Annotated in this window: 18 protein-coding genes; 9 read left to right on the forward strand and 9 right to left on the reverse strand. The window is 29.0% G+C overall.

Features of this window, described 5'->3' with window-relative positions; translation table 11 throughout:
* From HMPREF0202_RS06875 to HMPREF0202_RS06910, 8 genes are all read right to left on the reverse strand, one after another.
* Window positions 1-850: glycosyltransferase family 2 protein (locus HMPREF0202_RS06875; protein ID WP_023050197.1), on the reverse strand; the 850-nt coding region annotated here is incomplete at its 3' end.
* Between the two features lies 1 nt (window position 851).
* Window positions 852-2,015, reverse strand: a complete 1,164-nt coding sequence (locus tag HMPREF0202_RS06880) for a glycosyltransferase family 4 protein (protein WP_023050198.1) — start codon at window positions 2,013-2,015, stop codon at window positions 852-854.
* Between the two features lie 11 nt (window positions 2,016-2,026).
* On the reverse strand, window positions 2,027-3,223 hold the full coding sequence (locus HMPREF0202_RS06885) for a glycosyltransferase (RefSeq protein WP_023050199.1): 1,197 nt from the start codon (window positions 3,221-3,223) through the stop codon (window positions 2,027-2,029).
* Window positions 3,201-4,283 (reverse strand): glycosyltransferase family 9 protein, encoded by a 1,083-nt coding sequence (locus HMPREF0202_RS06890; RefSeq protein WP_023050200.1) that lies wholly within the window; start codon window positions 4,281-4,283, stop codon window positions 3,201-3,203. Before HMPREF0202_RS06890 ends, HMPREF0202_RS06885 begins: the two co-directional genes overlap by 23 nt.
* A complete protein-coding gene (locus tag HMPREF0202_RS06895; RefSeq protein ID WP_023050201.1) occupies window positions 4,283-5,023 on the reverse strand; it encodes a lipopolysaccharide core heptose(II) kinase RfaY in 741 nt (246 codons plus the stop codon). Before HMPREF0202_RS06895 ends, HMPREF0202_RS06890 begins: the two co-directional genes overlap by 1 nt.
* Window positions 5,001-6,089, reverse strand: a complete 1,089-nt coding sequence (locus HMPREF0202_RS06900; protein WP_023050202.1) for a glycosyltransferase family 9 protein — start codon at window positions 6,087-6,089, stop codon at window positions 5,001-5,003. Before HMPREF0202_RS06900 ends, HMPREF0202_RS06895 begins: the two co-directional genes overlap by 23 nt.
* 20 nt (window positions 6,090-6,109) lie before the next feature.
* Window positions 6,110-7,276, reverse strand: coding sequence for a glycosyltransferase (locus HMPREF0202_RS06905; protein ID WP_023050203.1), 1,167 nt, complete (start codon window positions 7,274-7,276; stop codon window positions 6,110-6,112).
* Window positions 7,273-8,364, reverse strand: a complete 1,092-nt coding sequence (locus HMPREF0202_RS06910) for a glycosyltransferase family 9 protein (protein WP_023050204.1) — start codon at window positions 8,362-8,364, stop codon at window positions 7,273-7,275. Before HMPREF0202_RS06910 ends, HMPREF0202_RS06905 begins: the two co-directional genes overlap by 4 nt.
* 208 nt (window positions 8,365-8,572) lie before the next feature.
* Between HMPREF0202_RS06910 and HMPREF0202_RS06915 the strand changes: the two genes are divergently transcribed.
* The 3 genes from HMPREF0202_RS06915 (at window position 8,573) to HMPREF0202_RS06925 (ending at window position 13,470) form a co-directional block, all read left to right on the forward strand.
* The gene (locus HMPREF0202_RS06915; protein WP_023050205.1) at window positions 8,573-9,517 is read left to right on the forward strand and encodes an omptin family outer membrane protease; all 945 of its coding nucleotides are present in this window, start codon (window positions 8,573-8,575) and stop codon (window positions 9,515-9,517) included.
* Window positions 9,518-9,536: 19 nt separating this feature from the next.
* Window positions 9,537-12,311, forward strand: coding sequence for an autotransporter outer membrane beta-barrel domain-containing protein (locus HMPREF0202_RS06920; protein WP_023050206.1), 2,775 nt, complete (start codon window positions 9,537-9,539; stop codon window positions 12,309-12,311).
* Window positions 12,312-12,414: 103 nt separating this feature from the next.
* Window positions 12,415-13,470 (forward strand): Fic family protein, encoded by a 1,056-nt coding sequence (locus HMPREF0202_RS06925; RefSeq protein ID WP_023050207.1) that lies wholly within the window; start codon window positions 12,415-12,417, stop codon window positions 13,468-13,470.
* 55 nt (window positions 13,471-13,525) lie between these two features.
* Here HMPREF0202_RS06925 and HMPREF0202_RS06930 read toward each other — a convergent pair whose 3' ends face one another.
* Entirely contained in the window at window positions 13,526-13,906 is a 381-nt protein-coding gene (locus HMPREF0202_RS06930; RefSeq protein WP_023050208.1) for a Fur family transcriptional regulator, read from the reverse strand.
* Window positions 13,907-14,126: 220 nt separating this feature from the next.
* On the opposite strand from HMPREF0202_RS06930, the gene HMPREF0202_RS06935 reads away from it, so the two are divergent.
* The 6 genes from HMPREF0202_RS06935 (at window position 14,127) to HMPREF0202_RS06960 (ending at window position 19,301) form a co-directional block, all read left to right on the forward strand.
* Window positions 14,127-14,690 (forward strand): 6-pyruvoyl trahydropterin synthase family protein, encoded by a 564-nt coding sequence (locus HMPREF0202_RS06935; protein ID WP_023050209.1) that lies wholly within the window; start codon window positions 14,127-14,129, stop codon window positions 14,688-14,690.
* Window positions 14,691-14,868: 178 nt separating this feature from the next.
* Complete coding sequence (locus HMPREF0202_RS06940) at window positions 14,869-15,885, forward strand: polysaccharide deacetylase family protein (protein WP_040406753.1); 1,017 nt, start codon at window positions 14,869-14,871, stop codon at window positions 15,883-15,885.
* A 28-nt stretch (window positions 15,886-15,913) separates the two neighbouring features.
* On the forward strand, window positions 15,914-16,669 hold the full coding sequence (locus HMPREF0202_RS06945) for a glycosyltransferase family 2 protein (protein WP_023050211.1): 756 nt from the start codon (window positions 15,914-15,916) through the stop codon (window positions 16,667-16,669).
* The gene (locus HMPREF0202_RS06950; protein ID WP_023050212.1) at window positions 16,653-17,300 is read left to right on the forward strand and encodes a response regulator transcription factor; all 648 of its coding nucleotides are present in this window, start codon (window positions 16,653-16,655) and stop codon (window positions 17,298-17,300) included. The genes HMPREF0202_RS06945 and HMPREF0202_RS06950 overlap by 17 nt, the downstream gene beginning before the upstream one ends.
* 1 nt (window position 17,301) lies before the next feature.
* Window positions 17,302-18,897 carry a HAMP domain-containing sensor histidine kinase gene (locus tag HMPREF0202_RS06955; RefSeq protein ID WP_023050213.1) on the forward strand — a complete coding sequence of 532 codons (1,596 nt, stop codon included), beginning with the start codon at window positions 17,302-17,304 and terminating at the stop codon, window positions 18,895-18,897.
* A 59-nt stretch (window positions 18,898-18,956) separates the two neighbouring features.
* A complete protein-coding gene (locus HMPREF0202_RS06960) occupies window positions 18,957-19,301 on the forward strand; it encodes a hypothetical protein (RefSeq protein ID WP_023050214.1) in 345 nt (114 codons plus the stop codon).
* Window positions 19,302-19,336: the final 35 nt, after the last annotated feature.

Raw genomic sequence — 19,336 nt, forward strand, 5'->3', positions numbered from 1 at the left:
CATTTAAATAATTTTCAATAATTTCTCTTTTTTCATTAATTTTATTTAACATAGTTTTCTGTTCTTTCTTTTTATAGTCTCTAATTAAATAGATATAATTTATCAAAATATATCTACAAAACTCTTGATTATCCTGATTATTTGCTGTTATTTTTGCTATTAATTTTTCTAAGACTATTAAATTATTTAAATAAAACTCTTCACTTTTATCATTTGATAGACTACTCTCTCTTTGATAATAGTTATACAAATTTGCTGTTATTTTTTTTACTCTACTACATGTATTTAAATAATCATAAATAAATATATAGTCTTCCGCCCCTCTTATCTCTGGAAATAATATATTATTTTTCTTCAATAACTCTACTTTAAAAACTTTATTCCAAACTGATGTATTAATCTCATTTTTAAAAATTTCATTAGTTATATTTTCTGAATAATACCTTTTTTCTGTAAACCTTTCATCAATAACAATTTTATTTTTAAAAATCCAATTAAATCCAAAACATAATAAATCTACATCTTCAATATTATTAAATATTGTTTCTATTGTATTTATTTCTAACCAATCGTCACCATCAATCATCAGCAAATATTCTCCTTGAGCTTTTTCTATGGAGAAATTTCTAACACTTGTTAGTCCACCATTTGATTTATTTATAAGTTTTGCATTTAAACCTTTTTCTATATATCTTCTACAAATTAACTCAGAACTATCTGTTGATCCATCGTTAATTAACAGTATTTCAGTATCTTTTTTTATTGTTTGATTCAATAAGCTATCTAAACACTTTTCTAAGCAGTTCTCTAAATTATATATTGCAACTGCTATTGTTAGTTTTGGTACCATATTATGCTCCTTCTTTTCTTAGAAGTTCTCTCATATTATTAATAAATTTATTTAAATTATGGTTATTTTTTATCTTTTCAATTGACTCTAGTATCTCTTTTTCATTATAATTTTTCAAACAAATTTCTAAACCTTTTTGGAATTCACTTAATTTGTCAAGTCCTTCTCCTAAAATTGTTCCTGTAAAATATCCATTATTTTTTGTTATATCATCTGGATTTTGACAACTTAAAAGTTTTTGACCATAAGATATTGCTTCTAAAAATGAAACTGGAATAGCCTCGTGAATAGATGTATTTACAAGTACCTTACACTCTCTTAGTAGTCTATCTTTCTCTTCACCTGAAACATGTCCCATAAACTTTAAATTCTTAACATCTTTATACTGCTCTATTATCTTATCTATCTCTGTTCCTTGACCACAAACATAAAACATATTTTCAGGAAACTTTTTAGCTAATTCAAAGTATATCCATGGTCTTTTTACTGGAGTTAATCTTCCTAAAAACAGTACATTATCCTTCTTGTCAGCTATATTAAAGTTATCATTTATAACAACTGGGTTTGGAAAGTACTCTATCTTTGTATCTTTAGGTAGCTTATATAAATCAATAGCTTTTTTCTTTAAATATTCTCCTTGAGATATTAATACCAATCTTTTCTCTTCATTCAATTTTTTTAAAAGACTTTGTATTCTCCCTTCCCATTTACTATAGTAATTTATATAACTATCATACTCATTAGACATAGGTACACTTTTTATCTCTTCCCAATCATAATCTGGTCTTGGATCTTGCACCCATAATATTAACTTTTTATTTTTTTCTCTTCTCATAACTTCATAAGCTATTCTACTCATCTCTATACTTAAATATACATCAAATTTTTGTTCTTTAAAAAATTTTTGAACTAAATTTAGATATATAAAATCAATATCCATTTTAGAAGACCAATTTTTAGGAAGATAGTGAATTTTTATTCCATCTCTTGTTATAGTTTTTATCTCTTTTTTAGAGTTACTTCCAATAATCACCTCTATCTCTACTTCTGAATTTGGAATATATTTAGCTATATACTCTCTTGCAAGTATTCCATAGCCTCCAAATCCACCTAGATCTTTATCATAAAACTCCTCTACTAAAAGTCCTACTTTTACTTTCTTCATATTATTTCTCCCTAATTATCTATAATATTTTCGTACTCTTTTATAACTACATCGCTTCTAAATTCAAGAACTCTTTTTTCAATAGTTTTCTCATACTTTTCTAGCTCTAATGAATTGTTTAAAAGATTTTGTAGTCCAGCTGAAAGAGCTTTATAATCTCCCACAGGAAATAGCACTCCACATTGACCACCTTTTAATATCTCATAGGGTCCTGTTGGACAATTCGAAGATATAACAACTTTTCCACAAATCATAGCTTCTATTAAAACTGTAGGTAGTCCCTCATAGTTTGAACTGTGTACAAAGAGTTTACTATTTTTCATCCATACATAAGGATTTGTTGTTTTTCCTATAAGAACTATACTACCTTCTAATCTACTCTCTTTTATAAGATTTTCAATCTCTTTTCTATCTGGACCATCTCCAACTATATATAGCTTCTCTTTCACTCCATTTTCTGCTGCTAATTTATATCCCTTTATTAAAGTAGCATAATCTTTTTGTACAGTATCAAGTCTTGAAACAGCAATGATATAGTCATCTTTTATTAACTCTTTCTGCTGCTCATTTAACTGACTCATATCTTCAGAGAGATCTAAAATTCTCTTAAAATTAAAAGGGTTATAAACTCTTTCAACCTTTCCTTTTAAATATGGATAAATATCCTCTAACTCTGCCTTCATATCATCACATATAGCTACCACTGTATCATATTTAGCTAAATTCTTACCAAATCTAATAATTTTAGATTCTTTTTTTAATAACTTTGGAACAGAGTTATGTATCCAAACAATCTTTCTTTTAGCTTTTAGTTTTTCAACGTACCTTCTAGCACCCCAATCATAGTCTAAAAACACATCTACTTCACCATATTTTTTCTCTATCTCTTTTAATACATCTTTAGTTTTATTTACCACAAAACTATGTTCCTTACTCATCAATAAATTATACATAAATTTGTGGTATAGATTTTTCTTTCTCTCTCTATGGTAGTGAGTTTTTTCAATTAATGCCTCTGGTTTTAGAAAATATATATCTATACCCTTTGGAACCTGATCTAGAAACACATTCTCTTTACCTGAATTATCCTCTATTATTAAAGAGATGTTATATCTATTACCATCTAAATTTTGTAGCATCTCTATTAGTACTCTTTCTAAACCTCCCATACGAAGGCTTCCACTTCTAACAACTAAATTCTTTTTCATCTCTCACCTCTTTTAGAACCTTTTTAAAGTCCTCAACCTCTATACTATTTATATTCAGTGCTGGATACTCTTTATCTAAAACATCCTTCCTTATTTTTTTAGGCGTTATTATTTTTAACGTAGGAACATTATGAATAAAAGCTCCACTGCTATCTTTAAACAAAATAACTCCCTTTTTTCTAAGAGCAAAGCAAGCGTTATAAAGTCCTGAATCAAACCCTATAAATAGACAACTTTTAGCAACTACTTCAAAAACCTCTTTCAGAGATGTTTTATTTACAAGATTTTCGATATTTCTCTCTCCTAAAAGCTCTATTAACCTTTTAGCATAACTATCTTGCAGATCTCCATTTCCAACTAAAACAATTCTTCTATCAGGATACTGGTTTTGTACCTCTTTTAAATACTCTGCCATTAAAATTGGTGAGCATACCTTTTCTCTTCCTGTTGATCCAACAGCTACAACAATATCTTTTTCCTCTACTTTAAATAATCCACCAATATCAGGTGTTAACTCTTTTCCAGTTTTATCTATATTTAATATCTCTTTTCCCATAAGTGCAACTTGATTCATTACATAATCATTCTCTAAAATATAGCTCTTTGTATAATACTTATTATTTCTTTCAACTTGCCAATTTAGATCACATCTTCCTATTCTTTCAGGAATAAAAAGATTTCCAACTGTTATATCATTGGCAAATTCAATATTTATATATGTAGAGAATCCCATAGAGTTTAGTTCATACATTTTTTTAAGTCTTGGAAATAAATTTTTTCTATCTTTTCTAGAATACTCTATAGTTTTATATCCTAGCATATCCCCAAGCTTTGTGTATCCACTTTTCATTAAAACATAGATATTATCTTTTCCATATTTTTTCTCTATCTCTTCCATTAGTTTTGTTCTTACTAAGATATCCCCTATACCATCACAACTTTTTACTAAAACCTTTCCTGTAGGTTTAAATCTATTTTTAAAGAAACTAAGTATAAATCTAACTAAATAAAGGTTTATTCCCTCCTGTATATAGGATTTTTTTAAGTACTTTTTATCCATTAAACTTTCCACCCCTTATTTCTTAATTTAACTTTTAGCCCCCTTATCTTCTCTACTAAGGGAAGTTTTTTAAAGTTCTTTATAGTATAAGCTAAAGCATATCCTAAATCTTTTTTTACTTTATATTTTTTTTCTACATCATAATTATGCATCATAACTAAAAGATCATTTTTTAAAGTTAAAATATCATAAGCTCTTTTAAAGTGCCAAAAACTCTCTCTTTTAGCTTGAGTATCTATAATTTTTATACCATCCTTAGTTTTTATAAAGTTTGATGTATTTAAATCTCCGTGATAGATACCTTTTTCATGAATTTTCTCTACCATATCCATAATTATATCTATATCCTCTACAGTTCTAATTATCTTTCCATCAATATATTCCATAAGTATAAAACTCTCTTTTAGAAAAACTCCTCTTTTTACCATAACAGCTAGTGGTTCTATAAAAAAATCTAATCCCATATTTTTAGCTGCCTCTATGTTTAAAAAACTTGTTAATCCCTCTCCTTTTTTAAAAGCTGTTTGTATCTTTCTTTGAGGTATAACTGTTTCAGCTTTTGGAGATTTTAAAACATAAAATTGTCCATCTATCTCTATCTTAGCCACATAGTTTCTTTCTGTATTTTTATATTCATCAATAACCTTATAGTTTTTATCTAAAACTATTTGGGCTAATCTTTTATTCTCTTCATTTTTATAGTATATTTTAAACTCTTTATACAACACATCTTTTATCATAAACACTCTCTTCTAAAATTTTATTTACACTTTCTACAACTTTATCTAAAGATACTCCCTCTATTGTATATCCACTTTTTGTTCCTCTTACAATTTCATATCTCTCACTTTTCGGTTCAAATAGTTTTGCACTATTCTCTGTTAAAGGATAGATTCCCACAATTGGAATATTATAAACTGAAGCTATATGAATTAGCCCTGTATCTACACTTACAAGCATATCACTATATTTTAAAAGTCCTGCAGCTTCTCCTATCCCCTTTGTTTTAGGAAGCAGTTTTATATTTTTTCTATTTAAATTATCTACTAACTCTTTTAAAATCTTATATTCACTTGGTAAACTAATTATATATACAACAATATCCTTATTTAAATTGATAAGTTTTAAACTTAAATCTTTCAATTGCTCTAAAGTTAAACTTCTCGGTTCTGAACTTGCTCTATGATTAAGAACTATGTTCACTTTATCCTTTTCAAAATAATTTTCATACTTTCTCTCATTTTTACCAAGATACAATTTGTATTTTCTACTCTCTTTATGTAATCCTAAAGGCTTTAGATAATCCATGTTTATATCTACAGCATGAGCATCATCTTTTACATCTATATAACTATCAAAAAGTGTCAGTTCATCTTTTTTTATACCAAACTTTTCCAGTCTATATCTTCCAATTAGATACTTTGGTGCCATAAGTTTCAATGATAGAGTATGAATAAATCTACAGTTATTTGTAAAATCAAAATATAGATCATACTTTTTTCTATCTCTTAGAGCTCCCTTTATCTGTCTATACCCCTTTATTATCTTGTTTCTAGTAGGTTTTTCATCAATTTCAATAACTTTATTAATGTATGGAATATTTTCTACTAGACACTTAGCACCTTTTACCACAGTAATATCAATTTTTACATCCTCATTTAATTTAGCTAGTGCTTCAAGCATAGGAGTTTTAACAACAATATCTCCTATTCTTCCACCACCAATAAGCACTCTTTTAATCTTTTCTTTTTTGATTCCTTCTCTTCTTTTTTTTCCAACTAATTTTATAGCTAATCCCCTAACCATTACTCTCTCCCTTTAAAAGTTTAAAACAATTTAAAAAGATCTTTTCTTATATACTCATACGTAAATTCATTCATTTTTCTATACATCTCATCTTTTATAGATTGTTCTAAATTTTTGTCATTTAAAATATTTAAAACAGTTTTTTCAAAGGCAACTTTATCATTTAATGGTACAAGCCCCCCAGCCTTTCCATCTACTAATATCTCTCTTGGTCCTGTTGGACAATCATATGCAACAACAATTGTGTCACATAACATAGATTCTATGAATACAGTTGGTAATCCCTCTCCCATAGATGTGTGTAAGAACATCTTTGCAGCTTTCATATATGGAAATGGATTTTTCTTTTGACCTAGAAGTAGTACATCCTCTTCTAAGTTAAGCTCTTTTATCTTTCTCTCTATATTAGGTCTATCGTCTCCATCTCCCAATATATAAAGTTTCTCTTTAACACCTTTTTTCTTAAGCTCTCCATAGATTTCTACTAATCCAACTCTATTTTTACCACCTACAAGTCTTGAAACACCTATAAAGAATCTATCTTTTAATAGTTTTTCATCCTCAGGTGTTATCTCTGATCTATCCTCTGCTTTAGATTTTATTACATCAAAATCCATAGGATTATATATTCTAACACCTTTATCTTTAAATTGTGGAAACATCTCTTCAAACTCTTTTTTCATATCGTCGCAAATAAGTACCACTTTTTTATAAAGCTCAAATCTCTTTCTATAAGCCTCGTATTTTCGACCTTTCTTATTAGCCAAAGAGTAGTGTACCCATCCAACTACAGGAACTTTTAAGTTTTTTATATATCTCCACATACTTCCATCAAAATCTATTACCACATCAAACTTATTCTTTTTAAAATAGCTATCTATCCACTTTTGAATAGTTATTCTACTATAATAAAGATTCCATTGATACTGTAATCTAACTAAAAAGTTTTTCTTATTTTTTGAAAGCTCCTCAGTTTTTCTACAAAGATCTTCATCTTTTATATATTCAATTTTTATATTTTTAGGTACTTCACTGGCAAAAACATTTTTTTCTGGAATATTTTCCTTTATGATTAAAGTTATTTCTAGTTCAGGCTCCTTACTCAGTTTCTCCAAGTAATTTATTAAAACCCTCTCTATTCCACCCATATATAGCTGTCCATTGTATATAGCTATTTTTTTCTTCATACTCCTATCTCCTTCACATCAAACTTGTTTATATCTGCTTCCTCTCCAACTGCTGGTACATCACTAGAAAAAACTTGCTTTACCAGTGGTGAGTTTGGTCCCCAAACAACTGAGTTATTATCTCCTGTATCAAGTCTATAAACTGCTGTCATTGGAAGTTTTTCTGCTACACCTATATGAACAATTGAGGTATCTGGAGTTATTACATAATCAGCATGTTTTATTAGTTCTACTACCTCTAAGATTCCAGAAAGAGTTGGATATTTTACCCTATCCCTATCTCCTAAAACCTCTATTATCTCCTCTATCTCACTTTTTTTACTAGGTTCACCAATAAATATGAGCATACTTTTACTCTCTTTTAAGATTTTACAACTAATCTCTAAAATCTTCTCTTTATTAAAGCTTCTATGTTTACTAGCTGCATATGGATTTAAAACTACAAAGCTCTCAGGGTTTCCAAGTTCACGTAGACGTCTTCTTATCTCATCCTTTACAACTATTCCTGTATGTATCTCGTAACTCAAATCTGGATTTTCTATTCCAAAAAGACTTAGAATATTTTTATACATATCTGTTATATGCTTGCTATAATCTTTTTTATAACTTATATCAAAAAGTTTCCAATCACTTTTATCTAGCCCTACATTGACTTTAGCTTTACATAGATTTATAAACTTCATCTGATTAACACGAAGCATCTCTGAAAAATCAACTAATACATCATAATTTTCTTTAGCAAGTTCATTAGCTAGTTCGCTTTCTTTACCTTTTTTATAGTTATAAATTTTATTTACATGGGGGTTAAATTTAATAATATCTGTAGCTGCACCTCTACTTACTACCCCTATTTTAATCTCTGGATATCTCTTTTGTATCTCCCTAAACATCAGGGTATTTATGACCATATCCCCTATCTTTCCATCATAACGTAAAAAAAGAATAGACTTTACTCTACTCATATCTACCTTTTTATCTTTTAATAACTCTGTATGTTTTTCATTTTTTCTATCCCAAAGTTTTCTACCTATACTTAACCTTATTGGTCGTAGAAAATCCTGAACTACCCTATTTAGCTTACGGATCATATCTTCCCCTTCTATATTTACATTTTCTTTTAATTATAACACATCTCACTCCTAATTTTAACACTATAATACTCCAATTCCCCTTACAACTATTTTTTTTGTTTTTTCATGTATTTTTTTCAAGAATTCATGTTATAAAAAATAATTTTCGCATTCTGTATACTAAAATGTTTTTAGAAAATAAATTTATAAGACTTCGGAGGTTTTTATGTTAAAAAGAAATTTTTTAATTTTACTTACTGCTACCTCTACTGGAATTTTTGCACAAACATCTAACGCTTTTAACTTCTCTTTGGGAACTGTTAATGGTAAAGCTGGAGAGTACGTATATGTACCTGAAACAGGGGAAAAAGTTAGTTACTTAGATTGGAAAATTAAAAATGTTCCTGTTTTTATACTTGGTTACACACATACATTTAATAATATAGAGTTTCAAATGGGACTAAGGAAAAACTTTAGTTCTACATCTAGTGGATCTATGAAAGATTATGATTGGTACTCATCTGATGATGCTGAAGATGGAGCTACCCCTAAAGATTACGGGAAGCTCTCAAACTTTAGTGATAACAAAAACTATGTAGAAGATCTTTTAATGTTTGATACAAATATTAAGTACTGGTTTTATCACACTGAAAACCTAAAATCAGGTCCTATGTTAGGTTTCAAATATGATTACTTTAAATTTTATGCTAAAGGTGGAGATCAATATAACTATATGTTAGATGGAACTACTACTATATATAAGGATGACTACTCTAAAAAAAGCATTGAGTACTCTCAAAAGTTTTTTACACCATATATTGGTTATGGAGTTTCATACACTTATGAAAAACTAGTTTTAGATTTAGAGGTTAAAGGTAGTACATATGGAAAAGCTAAAGCTAATGATAAACACCTTGAAAGAGGGCCTATGGAATCTAATGAAAAATATAAAGATGTTAAAAATTTAGGAGTTAAACTTGTGGCTACATACCCAATTACTCCATCAATTGATATAAATGGAACTTTAGAATATTCTAAATATTTCCACAAGAAAAAATCTACTACTGATTTTACAACTGATGAAGGTGAAAAAATTAGTGGTATCAAAAACCTATCAGGTATTAAAAATAGCAGTTATGTAGTATCTCTTGGAGCTACATACAAGTTTTAAAAATTCGGAGGGAAATTAAATGAAAATATATAATAAAAAATATCTATTTATTGGAATCCTTGCTTCCTTAGTAACAGCATGTGGAAGTGGAGGAGGTGGCGGTGGTAGTAGCAGTAACTCACCTTCTGTTTCTACACCTTCACCAACAGTTTTAGTTAAACCAGCAGAAAATATTGGTAAAGTAGAAAATAATAGTAATAGAGTTGATGATAAAAACGACCCCAGCCTACCTTCTGTAGAAGAGGTTATACCTTCGCAACCTATTGAACCTAAAGAGGAGGTGGCACCTGCTCCTCAACCAGATGCTCCTCAACCTGAAGATCCTCAACCAGATGAGGAACTTCCACCACCACCTCCATTTGAGAGACCACCTCTTAAAAATAGTGCTACACTAGATATTAAAGAGGAGGGTCGAGCAGCTCTTGTCTCTTTTAATGGAGAAACTGCAATAAATGAAAAATCTGGAGTTATCAATGTCAGTGCAAAACATGCTTCTGCCATAGTTGCTCTTGGAAAAAACTCTAAAGGTGTAAATGATGGAACTATTAACGGAGTTCAATCAGATCTTGTTGAAACTATGAACTTAATGGAAGGTTCTAATGGTGGAAACTTAGAAAATAATGGTACAATAAAAGGTACTGGTATATCTATTGTTGCCATGGCTAATCGTTCATCTCATGGAGAAGGATTTACCTCTACTAATAACGGAGAGATAGAGTTAAATGGTAATAACCAAAGTGATCTATACCATACATTTTTAATTGGTATGGAAGCTACCAAAATCATTGATAAAGATGGAGTAGATGAGGATATAACTCTTATTAACAATAAGAATATAACTGTTCACAACGATAACTTCCACCTGTTAAATCCTAACGCTGTATCATCTATGTATATCCGTGGAATGAGCATGAATGTTTATGATAAATCTAATGCTAAAAACACAATGATAAACAATGGAAATATCACTGTTAGTGGAAAACATAGTTCAGGAATGAGTGCTAATGGAAACAACATAACTATGATTAATAAGGGAGTTATAAATGCATCTAGTGAAGATAGTAATGGAATGGTTGGATATGGAGAGAATATAAAAGCTATTAATGAGGGAACTATAAATGTTTCTGGTCCATACTCTAATGGTATCTCTGTTTCTCACGGTGCTGTTGGAATCAATGAGGCAACTGGTGTAATTAAAATAGATGGTAAAAATGCTTTTGCTATGAGTGCTGTTAATGGAAGTAAAGTTATAAATAAAGGTAAAATAATATTAAATGGAGACTCCATTGGTATGTACGCTGGTGGTGCTGGTGTTAATTCTGATAAATATGCTCCTAGTTCTATTATAAATGAGGGAGAGATTGTACTACAAGATTTCAATCTATATAAAATAGCAATTTGGGCAATTGGAAATGCAACTTATGTAAATAAAGGTAAGATAATTGGTGATGATGGTATTGAGATAAAAACTGAGGATAAAGGCCAATTTATTGTTGGAAAAGAAGCATCTGGGGATATTGCTAGAGTTAGAGCAAAGAGAAGTTTAAAAATAGATGGAGATGTTGTGGCATCTAAGGATTTAATAGAGGACAATAAAAAAGAGATTATCTATAAAGATGTGTTCTCTGCTCCAAAAATTGAGTTAGCTAGAAGTACTGATTCAAAGGCTGTCTCTATGTTTTATGACTCTAAGTTAGAGCTTAATAAGGATAAAAACGTAGATATGGTTGTTTATAGAAACGAAACTACTGTTGAGGAAAGCTATGAAAGTACAGAGTTTAAATCATTGACTAACTCTTTAGATAACTACTTAGATGTTGAAGGAATGAAGCTATCTAAAGATGAAAAGTTAGTTGTAGATAAGATTTTAAAATCTGATAATGTTAATGAGATTAAAAAAGTTGTAAAGGATTTATCTGGAGAGATTTATGCTAATCTTCCTAGACAGATTTTTGATATTCAAGATAGATTTATAAAAGAGGATAGTAAACTTATAGATAATCTAAATGAGTACAGCTATAACTTTAACTTCTTTGGAGATAAATCATCTGTTAAAAATAAAGGGGAGATCTCTAGATATAAGACTAGGTCAGAGGGATTTGTGGGAACAAAGAGATTTGAAAACAATGTGTTTGCAACTATTGGATATGAAAACAGTAGTGTAAAATATAACGAAGGTTCTAAAGGAACTATTCAATCTATTCATACTGGAATCTATAAAAAACTACTTTTAAATGAGTTTGATATTAAACTAGGGTTAAATGGAGAGTATAACTTCCATGAAACAAATAGAGAGATTGATAGTTTTGATAAAAAAGCTAAAGGAAAATATAACTCATATACTTTAGGAGCTAATGGAGAGATTAGTAGAGTTTATGGGGACTCATTATACATTAAACCTACTCTTGGATTAAACTTAGGGTATGGAAAATATGAAAAGTTCTCTGAAAAAAATGCTGGTGATTTAGGATTAACGATTAAAGAGGAAAGTTACTTCTCTATCTTACCAAGTGTTGGATTTAAAGTTGGTAAAAACTTTGAATCTGTAGATATCTACTCAAATGCTATCTACTCATATGAGTTAGGTGATCTAAATAAAAAACAAGATATGTCTCTTTTAGGAGATAAAATTAACTATAAATTAAATAGTGACTCTTTAGAAAAGGCAAATTTAGTGTTAAATGCTGGAGTATCTACTGAAATTAAGGATTTCAAAATCACTTTTGAAGTTGGAAAAGAGTTTGGAAAAAGAGATAACAACTACCTAGCACTAGGTATTGGTTATAAATTTTAAGTATAAAATTTCATAACAAAAAAGAGCTATCTACCTCACTCTATTGATTTCTACCTCATTTAATAGTAAAATGAGGTAGATAAATATAAAATGAGGTAGATAAATGAAAAGTTTTAATTATAACAAAGTTTTAGAAAATTTATTAAGCAATCCTGATATTGTAGAAATAGCTATGGCTATTCAAGAATATAAAGGAAAACAAGAGCTATTTATTGAGGCTAAATCTGATATTTTAGAGAAAATGTTAGAAGTTGCTATAATTCAAAGTACAGGAGCATCTAATAGAATTGAGGGAATTTATACTTCTGAAAAACGATTAGAAGAGATTATCCTTCAGAAATCAGAACCTAAAAATCGTTCTGAAGAAGAAATATCTGGCTATAGAGATGTCTTAACTACTATTCATGAAAACCATGACTACATAGCTATTAAACCCTCTATACTATTACAACTTCATAGAGATTTATACTCTTTTAGTTTAAATACTGGTGGAACTTGGAAAAATCAAGATAACGAAATAACTGAAATTGATTCTTTTGGAAATAAATCAATTAGATTTAGACCTCTATCTGCCTTAGAAACTCCTTTAGCCATGGAAAATTTATGTAATGAATACAATCGAATTTTAAAAGAAAAAACGCCTTATCTTAGACTTTTTTTAATTCCTGTATTTATATTAGATTTCTTATCAATTCATCCTTTTAATGATGGAAACGGTAGAATGAGTCGCCTTTTAACACTTTTACTTTTATACCAAAATAACTATATTGTTGGAAAATATATCAGTCTTGAGATGCTTATTGAAAAAACAAAATCTAATTATTATGATTCCTTAAAAGAAAGTTCTCTTCACTGGAATGAGAATTTAAATAGCTATAACTCTTTTGTAAAATATTCTTTACAAATTATTTTAAAAGCTTATAGAGAGTTTTCTGAAAGAGTAGAACTTTTATCTGATTCGACTATTTCAAAACACCAAAGAATAAAAAATCTTTTTGGTAATAAAATTAATAAAATTAATAAAAAGGATATATCTATAACTTTTCCAGATATAAGTCTAACTACCATTGAGAGAACTCTAAAAGTTCTTCTAGAAGAAGGATACATCGAAAAACTTGGAAATGGAAGAAGTACAAGCTATATTCGAAAAAATATTTAATACAAAAAAACTTCCCTAAAATCCTTGGGAAGTTTTTTTATTCTATCAAATATCTTTATTTTTTATTCTTACATTTTTTACAAGTTCCGTTTAAAGTAAGGTCGTATTTTCTTATTGAAATACCATCATCTTTTGAAACCTTATCTAAAAACTCATCTATCCCTGGGATATTTATATCTGTTATACTTCCACACTCATCACAGATAAAATGTGCATGGGGATCTAAGTTTTTATCAAACTTATCCACTTGATTAGGTAAACTAACTTTTTTTATAGCTCCAATCTCAGTTAATTTTGTTAAATTTCTATAAACTGTTCCTAAACTTAGTTCAGGGTTATCTTTTTTTAAGTCTGCATATATTGTATCTGCTGTAAGGTGTTCATGACTATTTAATATATAATTTAAGATTAATTCTCTCTGTTTAGAAAATTTCATAAATTATACCTCCTTTACCTTTTTAATAATAATTACTGTTTTCATTCCTATTTTCCTATAATTTTAATCTATTTTTGAGTTTTTTTCCAACTTTATTTTTAAAATCTTAAAAAATTATGTTTGACAAAAATATTTTTATATGTAATAATACACTCACTACTAATAATAGTAACGGTTACTATTATTAGTATTTTATAAAATTTAAAAGGGAGGTATTACTATGAGAAGTATTACTACATTTGATTTACAATATGCACACAGATTCTATCAATTTAAGGGAGAGGCACAGTATCTGCACGGACATACAGGGCTTTTAACTATTGAAGTTGAGGACTCTATCAACGAGGGAGTTAATATGGTTTACCCATGTAACGAGATTCAAAAGACAGCTTGGGACGTTTTAAAGAACTTTGACCACGCACTTATTTTAAGAGAAGATGATCCACTTCTTCCTGCTATTCTTAAAGTTTATGAAGAAACAGGTATTAAAGATGGTACACCTCAAAATACAATGAAGGGCATAACTTTTAAAAATGAGCTTGCAACTGCATACCCTGATTCTCGTTTAGTTGTTACTAAAGAGACTTTAACAGTTGAAGGAATGATTAAAATAGTTTATGAACTATTAAAAGATAAATTAAATATTGCTAAAATCACTTTCACTAGTGGTGTTAATGCTGCATCTGCAGAATACAATACAAAAAATAACATCGAGCGTTGTCCTTTATGCGGGATATCTTTAGATGAAAACCACTCTTGTCCTAAGTGTGGATACAAAAAATAAAAACTAACTAAATAGAATTCCAAATTGATCTCATTTTATGTTTTGAGCTAGATAACCTCCCCCGTTATCTAGCTCTTTTTCTATTATATTTACTTCTAAAAAGATGCAGAATTCTAAAAAATATGATATACTTTTTTAATGTAATATTAATGAAATTCTATTATTTTAGGAGGGTTATATGTCATTTTTTATGTATGTTTTTTTAATAGCTTGTGTATACTACAACAAAAAAGGAAACCCCTGGTTTTTATATCATCACATTGGAGAAGGTGGAGTTCCTACAGATTGGTTTGAGGAACATCTTAAAAATATATGGTTTTTAAATATGAAAACTCTAACAAATAAAGAGATGTTAGAATCTCTAGATAAGCATGGAAAGTTACCTAAAAATAGTTTGGCTCTAACTTTTGATGATGGTTACTATGATAACTATAGGCACGCTTTTCCACTTTTAAAAAAGTATAAGATGAAAGCTACACTTTATCTTAATACTGCCTATGTGGAAAATGAGGAAAATAGAGCTTTTACATATCTTAGTTGGAAAGAGATTGAAGAGATGAGTAGCTCTGGAGTTTTTGATATTCAGTTACACTCTCATAAGCATATGCCTATTTTTGTAAATACATCTTTTGATAGAGTTGTAACTAGTGATGATCTACTAGATAGAGATATTCAACATCTTTACGGTGGAGCTGCTAAAATTGGGTTCCCTATTTTTGGAAAAAGAGGGGAGTTCTCTAGCACAGGAGTTATTGTTCCTTTAGAAGCTGCTGAAAAATTCAAAAATTTCTATGAAAATCTATCTGATGAAGAAAAAGGAAACAAGAAGCTTATTCAGGATTTTATAAATGGTGAGCTTCATAAAGATCTGATTTTTGAAACATTAGAAACAGCTAAAACTAGAGTTTTAAATGATTTGAATAAAAATATCTCTCTTATTGAGAAACATACAGGGCAAAAACCAGAGTTTTTCTGTTGGCCTTGGGGACACAAATCACCTGAGTTTATAGCTATTTTAAAAAGTGCTGGAATTGCAGGATTTGTTACTACTCGTAAGGGAACTAATGGTTTAAAACTAGATTTAGAAAATATTAGAAGAGTTGAACTTAGAGTGTTTTCACCTTTAAAGTTTAAACTTAACTTGCTAATTTGTAGAAACTACTTATTAGGAAAAATTTATCAAGTGCTTTCGTAGGTACAAGGGAAACAGGAGGGATTTTTAGATGTTGTCAGTGGGGCTAATAACGTTTAATGAAGAATTAAGATTAGAAAGAACTTTAAAAGCAGTTCAAGGGTTGGCAGATGAAATTGTTGTTATTGATAGTTTTAGTACAGATAATACTGTTGAGATAGCGCAGTCTTTTGGAGCTAAGGTTGAGCAGATATCTTGGCCTGGATATGGAATGCAAAAGAACAATGTTATTGAAAGATGTACTAAAGATTGGATACTACTTATAGATGCTGATGAGGTTATTACACCTGAGTTAGCAAAAGAGATTAAAGAGGTTATGAAACATGGTGACTACTATGTTTATGAGATCCCTTTTAACTCTGTATGTTTTGGAAAACGTATCCGTTTTGGTGGATGGAGTGGAAGCTCTAGAGTTAGACTATTTAAAAAAACTAGCGGTCACTACTCTTTAGATGCTGTACATGAACAGTTTTTAACTGGTGATGATATTGGTAAACTGCACCACAGAATAGATCACTACACATATGAGGATTACTATGACTATTTGCATAAATTTAATAGATACACTAGTGAAGGAGCTCTTGTAGCTTTTAATAAAAATAAAAGTGCTGGACTTTTTAATATAGTTTTAAATCCTATATTTAAATTCCTTAGAATGTATATATTTAGATTTGGATTTTTAGATGGTATTGAAGGGCTTGCTCTTTCAACTTTTAGCGCTCTTTATACAAGTGTAAAATATCTAAAACTTAGGGAGATGAAGAGGAAAAATGATACTAATTGTTGAGGATACTGAGAGTTTACGAAAACTTTCTAGAAAAATTTTAGAAAAAGAGGGATTCTCTGTAGATGAAGCTGAAAATGGAGAGATTGCTCTACAAAAAATAAGTGGAGAAACAAAATATTCACTTATTCTTTTAGATATAATGATGCCTAAAATGGATGGAATGGAATTTATTAAAAACTTAAGAACTTTCTCTGAGATTCCTGTTGTTTTTATAACAGCTCTTTCAGATGAGCGTAGTCAAGTTCTTGCTTATGAAAATGGTGCTGATGGATATCTTACTAAACCTTTTTCCAAAGCATTACTTCTTTCTATGGTTAAAAGATTTGAACAAAAGTCAGCAAAACCTGTTAGTTATGATGAGCTAACTCTTTTCAAATCTAGCAGAGGTGTTTTTATAAATGATGAAGAGATACATCTTCCAACTAAAGAGCGTGAACTTCTATTTTATTTAGAGGAAAATAAAGGAACTATTAAAACTAGAGAGCAGATTCTAGATGCCATTTGGGGTTACGATTTCTATGGAAATGATAGAGTTGTTGATAAACATATAGCTAAACTTCGTGATAGACTTGGAGAATCTAACAGATTTATTAAAACTGTTAAAGCTCTTGGCTACAAGTTTGAGGTTTAATATGAAGTTGAGAAATAAACTAATTTTAATTCTATCTTTAGTTCTTTTAGTATCGCTCTTTTTAGAGGGAGTTTTAGGAAATATCTATTTTGAAAAATATTTTAGATATACAAAAGTTTTACAACTTGAAAAGATTGACTTTATAAATAGTGGTAAAATAGACTATGATAAACTTAAAGTCTACGAAAAAAATCAAAATGCTTTAGTTATGATTTATAAGGATAATAAAATTATAAATCTTGAAAATTTTTATTATATAAAGGTTAAAACTAAAACTGGAGATGCTTTTGTGCTACTTGATGCCTTTTTAGATAACCTTTACTCAAACACTCCTCTAAAAATTGAAAATAGAGATTTAGTTGAGATAACTGCTATTAAGATTTTAAATAACTACTATCTTCCTACAACTTTAATTAAAAATAATGATGTTTTTAGAGATTATAAGTTTAGTTATCGTTCTAAAGATATCTATAATATAGATGGTAGAGTTGAAGAGGTTAATGCTCCATATACTCAATCAAGTTTAGGAGATGACTTTTTAGAGTCTCTTCTTACTATTGATGTACTAAAACCTCAAAAAGAAAAGTATAAGGATGTGGATGGAGATGATGAGTTTCAACTTATAACTCTTAATTCTGATGGTTATAAGGTTGTTATCTTCTACTCCTTTGAAAATATCAAAGATATCTTTCCCTCTCTAAAACTATATTTTTATATGAAAGCTATTCTTATTATTCTTTTTACAGTTCTTATAGGAGTAGTTTTAGAAAAAATTATAGTAAATCCCATTGTTAACCTCTCTAAAGTTAGTGAAAAAATAGCTAATCTTAACTTTATAAAGGAGATTGATTATAAAAGTGGTGATGAGATTGGAACTCTTTATAAAGATATTTTTAAAATGAGTGAAAAACTTGAAAATATAATTGAACTTTATAAAGGAAAAGTCTCTCGAAATAAGGAAGCTCAGATAAAACTAGAGGAGAGTATTAAACTCTTTATGCATGAAGTTAAAACTCCACTCTCAGCTATTATTGGGTTTAGTGACCTTCTTCTAGAGGATGAGCACACTGAGGAGATTGCAATTATAAACAGTGAAAGTAAGAGAATTTTAAAAATGGCTAATACACTTTTAGAGGAGAATCGTTTCTCTCAAAATGAGATGATTTTAAATAAAAAAGCTTTTAGTTTAATCTCTTTAATTGAACTTTCTTTAAAGATTTTAGAAGGAGAAAGTAAAAATATAGATATTGATATCTCTCATTTAAAAAATATATCTATCTATGGTGATAGAGAGAAACTTGAGCAGGTTATATTAAACATTTTAAAAAATGCTTTAGAGTATGCTAAAAGTGAGATAAAAATCTATACTGAAGAGTACAGTGGTGAAGTAGTTTTATATTTAGAAAATGATGGACCACATATTTTAAAAGGTAATTTAGATAAAGTTTGGAATAAATTTTTCTCATCTAATAGTGGTGATAGAGGTCTTGGACTGTATATATCCTCTGAGATTTTAGATGCTCATGGGTTTAACTATGGAGTTGAAAATAGTAATCTTGGTGTTAGATTTTTTATAGTTTTAAAAAAAGGGATATAAAAGAGATATTCATAAGTTAATATGAGTTATAAAATAACATATATTAAAGGAGATTATTTATGAAAAAACTACTTTTTTTAATGACTTTAGTTTCGGCACTATCTTTTGCAAAAGATTCACCTAATGATATTTTAGAGGATCGTATCGAGGATCATCTAAAAGTTAGAATGGAATCTGTCTTAAAAAAAGCTGACTATGATGTTACAATTGTTAATAATAATATGAATGTAGAAGTTGAACTTGAAGGACTTACAGTTCCTAAACTAAACTTTGATCAAGTTGCTCAAGATATCTTAAAAAACTTAGGAACAGACAGTTCTGTTGACGACATATACATTGTTATAAAACATGATAGTGCAGTTGGAGAGGACAAAATTCTTTACTCACAATACTTTAAAAAATAACACGGGTCTAATTAAATATTTGTGTAAACCTTCAA

The sequence above is a fragment of the Cetobacterium somerae ATCC BAA-474 genome (genome assembly GCF_000479045.1).
Classification (GTDB): Bacteria; Fusobacteriota; Fusobacteriia; order Fusobacteriales; family Fusobacteriaceae; genus Cetobacterium_A; species Cetobacterium_A somerae.

What these genes read in the sequence shown, in the direction of transcription:
- HMPREF0202_RS06880 (WP_023050198.1), bottom strand. Translation starts at nt 2,015, where the DNA reads ATGAAGAAAGTAAAAGTAGGACTTTTAGTAGAGGAGTTTTATGATAAA.
- HMPREF0202_RS06885 (WP_023050199.1), bottom strand. Translation starts at nt 3,223, where the DNA reads ATGAAAAAGAATTTAGTTGTTAGAAGTGGAAGCCTTCGTATGGGAGGT.
- HMPREF0202_RS06890 (WP_023050200.1), bottom strand. Translation starts at nt 4,283, where the DNA reads ATGGATAAAAAGTACTTAAAAAAATCCTATATACAGGAGGGAATAAAC.
- HMPREF0202_RS06895 (WP_023050201.1), bottom strand. Translation starts at nt 5,023, where the DNA reads ATGATAAAAGATGTGTTGTATAAAGAGTTTAAAATATACTATAAAAAT.
- HMPREF0202_RS06900 (WP_023050202.1), bottom strand. Translation starts at nt 6,089, where the DNA reads ATGGTTAGGGGATTAGCTATAAAATTAGTTGGAAAAAAAAGAAGAGAA.
- HMPREF0202_RS06905 (WP_023050203.1), bottom strand. Translation starts at nt 7,276, where the DNA reads ATGAAGAAAAAAATAGCTATATACAATGGACAGCTATATATGGGTGGA.
- HMPREF0202_RS06910 (WP_023050204.1), bottom strand. Translation starts at nt 8,364, where the DNA reads ATGATCCGTAAGCTAAATAGGGTAGTTCAGGATTTTCTACGACCAATA.
- HMPREF0202_RS06915 (WP_023050205.1), top strand. Translation starts at nt 8,573, where the DNA reads ATGTTAAAAAGAAATTTTTTAATTTTACTTACTGCTACCTCTACTGGA.
- HMPREF0202_RS06920 (WP_023050206.1), top strand. Translation starts at nt 9,537, where the DNA reads ATGAAAATATATAATAAAAAATATCTATTTATTGGAATCCTTGCTTCC.
- HMPREF0202_RS06925 (WP_023050207.1), top strand. Translation starts at nt 12,415, where the DNA reads ATGAAAAGTTTTAATTATAACAAAGTTTTAGAAAATTTATTAAGCAAT.
- HMPREF0202_RS06930 (WP_023050208.1), bottom strand. Translation starts at nt 13,906, where the DNA reads ATGAAATTTTCTAAACAGAGAGAATTAATCTTAAATTATATATTAAAT.
- HMPREF0202_RS06935 (WP_023050209.1), top strand. Translation starts at nt 14,127, where the DNA reads ATGAGAAGTATTACTACATTTGATTTACAATATGCACACAGATTCTAT.
- HMPREF0202_RS06940 (WP_040406753.1), top strand. Translation starts at nt 14,869, where the DNA reads ATGTCATTTTTTATGTATGTTTTTTTAATAGCTTGTGTATACTACAAC.
- HMPREF0202_RS06945 (WP_023050211.1), top strand. Translation starts at nt 15,914, where the DNA reads ATGTTGTCAGTGGGGCTAATAACGTTTAATGAAGAATTAAGATTAGAA.
- HMPREF0202_RS06950 (WP_023050212.1), top strand. Translation starts at nt 16,653, where the DNA reads ATGATACTAATTGTTGAGGATACTGAGAGTTTACGAAAACTTTCTAGA.
- HMPREF0202_RS06955 (WP_023050213.1), top strand. Translation starts at nt 17,302, where the DNA reads ATGAAGTTGAGAAATAAACTAATTTTAATTCTATCTTTAGTTCTTTTA.
- HMPREF0202_RS06960 (WP_023050214.1), top strand. Translation starts at nt 18,957, where the DNA reads ATGAAAAAACTACTTTTTTTAATGACTTTAGTTTCGGCACTATCTTTT.